We start from the raw sequence: 3,198 nt of genomic DNA on the forward strand, positions 1-3,198 counted from the left end.
CACGCCGCCGACGGTTGCCGACCTCACGGTGAGGCGCCCGCAGGGCCTCCGGCCTCCCCGCTCGACCTGGCCGCTCGTCGCGCTTCTCGCGCTGGTGGTCGGCCTGGGCGGCGGCTTCCTCGGGGCACTCGCCTACGACCGGCTCGTGGACGCCGAGGAGCCCGGCCTTGCCGACGGTGGCCTCGCCGACGTCGACCTCGAGGACCTGCCGCCGCTCGAGGAGCCCGGGTCCGTCGCCGCCGTGGCGCAGGCCGTCCTGCCGAGCACCGTCCAGATCATCGCGGAGTACGACGGCCAGGAGGCCGGAGCGAGCGGCTCCGGCTGGGTGATGGACCGCGACGGTCATGTCGTCACCAACAACCATGTCGTGGCCGACGCCGCCGAGTCCGACGGCCCGATCGTCGTCGTCGACCACGACCGCAACCGCCACGAGGCGACCGTCGTCGGTCGCAGCCCGGTCTACGACCTCGCCATCTTGTACGTGAAGGACCACGACGACCTGGTGCCCGCGAAGCTCGGTCACTCGCGCAAGCTGCGCGTCGGGGAGCCCGTCGTCGCGATCGGCTCGCCGCTGAGCCTCCCCGACACGGTGACCGCCGGCATCGTGAGCTATCTCCAGCGACCGGTCACCACCGGCGACCCGGCCGACGGGTCGTCGTACATCAACGCCGTCCAGACCGACGCCGCGATCAACCCGGGCAACTCCGGTGGTCCGCTCGTCAACATGCAGGGCGAGGTGATCGGCGTGAACTCGGCGATCGCCACCGCAGGCGGCGGCTCTATCGACCAGGACGCCGGCAACATCGGCGTCGGCTTCGCGATCCCGGTCGAGCAGGTCCGGGTGACGGCCGACCAGATCCTCAAGACCGGCGAGGCGCGTTACCCCGTCATCGGGGCCAACCTCGTCGTCGACGGCAGCCTGGACGGCGAGGGCGCCGAGATCGAGTCGGTCGAAGCCGACAGCCCCGCCGACCAGGCCGGTCTTCGGGCGGGCGACGTCGTCGTCCGGATCGACGGTGACCTGGTCTCGGACGAGGTCAGTCTCATCGTCGCCATCCGCACCCGCCAGCCGGGCGCGGTCGTCGACCTGGAGATCGTCCGCGACGGCAAGTCCCGGTCGATCGAGGTGACCTTGGGCTCGAAGGTCGGCTGACCCACGGGCTGCTGGCGGCCCGGCGCAGGGTCCGGGGCCAGGCAGACCGGCCCCGGACGAGTCTCGCCCAACTGGTGACAACGCGGCGGGCCGGCGTTAGCGTGTGGCGCAACTCACTCGCGGAGTGGCTCGCATCGTCTCGGAGGAGCAGCACATGAGGGTTCGCCATCTCGTCGCCCTGATCGCCTCGACCCTCGCACTGTCGGTCGGCTTCGCCGCGCCGGCAGGCGCGCACACCGGCGCCCCGCCGGGAGACGCGGTCTGCACGGGGGACGACAACTGGGTGCGGTCCTGCTTCGTCCAGGACACCGACAACTTCTGGGTCAGGGACACCGAGACCGACGGCCGCTCGGCGGTCGTCTTCTGGAGCACGAGGACGGGTCAGTCGGGCTCGTGTCGCAACGCGCACGGCGCCGGCACGTGGCACATGTGCGCCTACGACTTCCCGGAGTTCACCTCCGGCGGCTCGCCGAACCGCGTGTACTGGGACCACTACACCTACGACGCCCAGACCAACGACTACAACCTGGTCTCGTCGGGCTACAGCACCTGCACCGCCAAGGGGTGCCCCGCCATCATCTGAGCCGGGCCGGCCTCAGGTGTCCGCGTCCACCTCTGCCTCGAACGGGTGCTTCTCGATGAAGCGCCGGGCCTCGTCGTACTGCTGCTGGATGTACTCCTCCAGCTTGGACGCCTCGACCCGCCACTGGCCCCTGCCGCCGATCTTGATCGCCGGCAGGTCGCCGCGCCGCACCAGCGCGTAGACCTGCGCGCTGGAGGTGTTGAGCACGTCCGCGACGTCGGCGAGCGTGAGGAAGCGCGAGCTGCCAGGCATGTGCACATGGTGGCACCCGGGCCCGGCGTCCGCAGCCGGGGGCGGTCCTGCCTGTGGATCGACAGGTGACGTGCGGGCAACGGGCCTGCATGATGAGCCGGTGTCCAGTGATCTCGGGATGCGGGCCGCGACCGTCCCACCGCCGGCCTCACGCGTGGCCAGGCCGGGGTGGCGCGACCCCAGGCTGTGGGTCGGCGTGCTCCTCGTGACCGCGTCGGTGGTGGCGGGCGCGCGACTGCTCGCGGCCGCCGACGACACCGTCACGGTATGGGCCTTCGACGACGACCGCGGCACCGGCTCCGCGGTGGTCGAGGGCGACCTGACGACCAAGCGGGTACGGTTCGCCGACCCCGCCGACCTCGACCGGTACTTCCTCGCCGACACCCCGCTACCGGACGGCCTGGTGCTGACCCGGGCAGTCGGTGCAGGAGAGCTGCTCGCCCGGTCGGCGGTCGGCTCGGCGACGGACGCCGGACTCCTGCAGGTGCCGCTCGAGGTCGACCCCAACCGGGTGCCGCCCGACGTCGGCACCGGCTCGGTCGTCGACGTGTGGCTGGCCGACGGAGCCGGGGCTCGTGGGCCCGGAGTCGGCAGCGGAGGTGCCGGCCGCGGCACCGAGACGACCGGGCCGGCGCTCAGCGCGGTCACGGTCGTCGCCGCACCCGAGTACGACGACACCTTCGCCGTGACCGGTGCGCGGCAGCTCGTGGTGGCCGTCGGCGACGAGACCGCGGCGGAGTTCGAGCGGCTCCTGGCCTCCCTGCAGGAGCCCATCATCCGGATCCTCCAGCGCAGCTGAGGCCGCGGTGATCGTCGTCCTGCTCGTCTCCTCCGGGGCCGCCTGGGAGTCGCGCGCCTTGAGCGCCCTCAAGGACCATCCCGGGGTCGTGGTGCTGAAGCGCTGTGTCGACGTGGCCGACCTGCTCGCGACCGCCAGCACGGGCCAGGCCGACGTCGCCGTCCTCGGCACCGACCTGCCCGGCCTCGACCATTCGGTCGTCCACGACCTCGAGCGGTACGGCGTGCGCGTGGTCGGGGTCGCAGCGGACCCGGATGCGACGCGACCGCGTGCCGCCCGGATCGGCATCACCACGATCCTGCCGACCGAGCGGGTCGCGGACGTGGGCGCCGTGGTCGCGGCGCTTCCGGCCGACCCGACCGCCGACCCGCTCGAGACGACGGGGCCGGCGGCCCCCACCACGTCCCCGGG

The 3,198-nt window shown here is 72.6% G+C and carries 4 protein-coding genes and 1 pseudogene; 4 read left to right on the forward strand and 1 reads right to left on the reverse strand.

The features are described 5' to 3' along the window. Together E7Z54_RS01345 and E7Z54_RS01350 are read left to right on the forward strand one after the other, a co-directional pair. Nucleotides 1-1,153 (forward strand): S1C family serine protease (locus tag E7Z54_RS01345; RefSeq protein WP_206055949.1); only part of this gene is annotated, 1,153 nt, incomplete at its 5' end. Nucleotides 1,154-1,307: 154 nt separating this feature from the next. Next, nucleotides 1,308-1,736 carry a hypothetical protein gene (locus E7Z54_RS01350; RefSeq protein ID WP_136431032.1) on the forward strand — a complete coding sequence of 143 codons (429 nt, stop codon included), beginning with the start codon at nucleotides 1,308-1,310 and terminating at the stop codon, nucleotides 1,734-1,736. Nucleotides 1,737-1,748: 12 nt separating this feature from the next. Here E7Z54_RS01350 and E7Z54_RS01355 read toward each other — a convergent pair whose 3' ends face one another. Beyond that, nucleotides 1,749-1,988 (reverse strand): helix-turn-helix domain-containing protein, encoded by a 240-nt coding sequence (locus E7Z54_RS01355; RefSeq protein ID WP_136431034.1) that lies wholly within the window; start codon nucleotides 1,986-1,988, stop codon nucleotides 1,749-1,751. Between the two features lie 100 nt (nucleotides 1,989-2,088). Here E7Z54_RS01355 and E7Z54_RS01365 point away from each other — a divergent pair, with 100 nt between their 5' ends. Both E7Z54_RS01365 and E7Z54_RS01370 read left to right on the forward strand, forming a co-directional pair. Beyond that, nucleotides 2,089-2,787: a flagellar biosynthesis protein FlgA gene (locus tag E7Z54_RS01365; RefSeq protein ID WP_136431036.1), complete on the forward strand. Its 699-nt coding sequence runs from the start codon at nucleotides 2,089-2,091 to the stop codon at nucleotides 2,785-2,787. A gap of 7 nt (nucleotides 2,788-2,794) precedes the next feature. Continuing rightward, nucleotides 2,795-3,198 (forward strand): annotated as a pseudogene (locus E7Z54_RS01370) (AAA family ATPase); the annotation flags it as partial.

Source organism: Nocardioides sp., from assembly GCF_004803405.1.
GTDB lineage: Bacteria > Actinomycetota > Actinomycetes > Propionibacteriales > Nocardioidaceae > Nocardioides > Nocardioides vastitatis.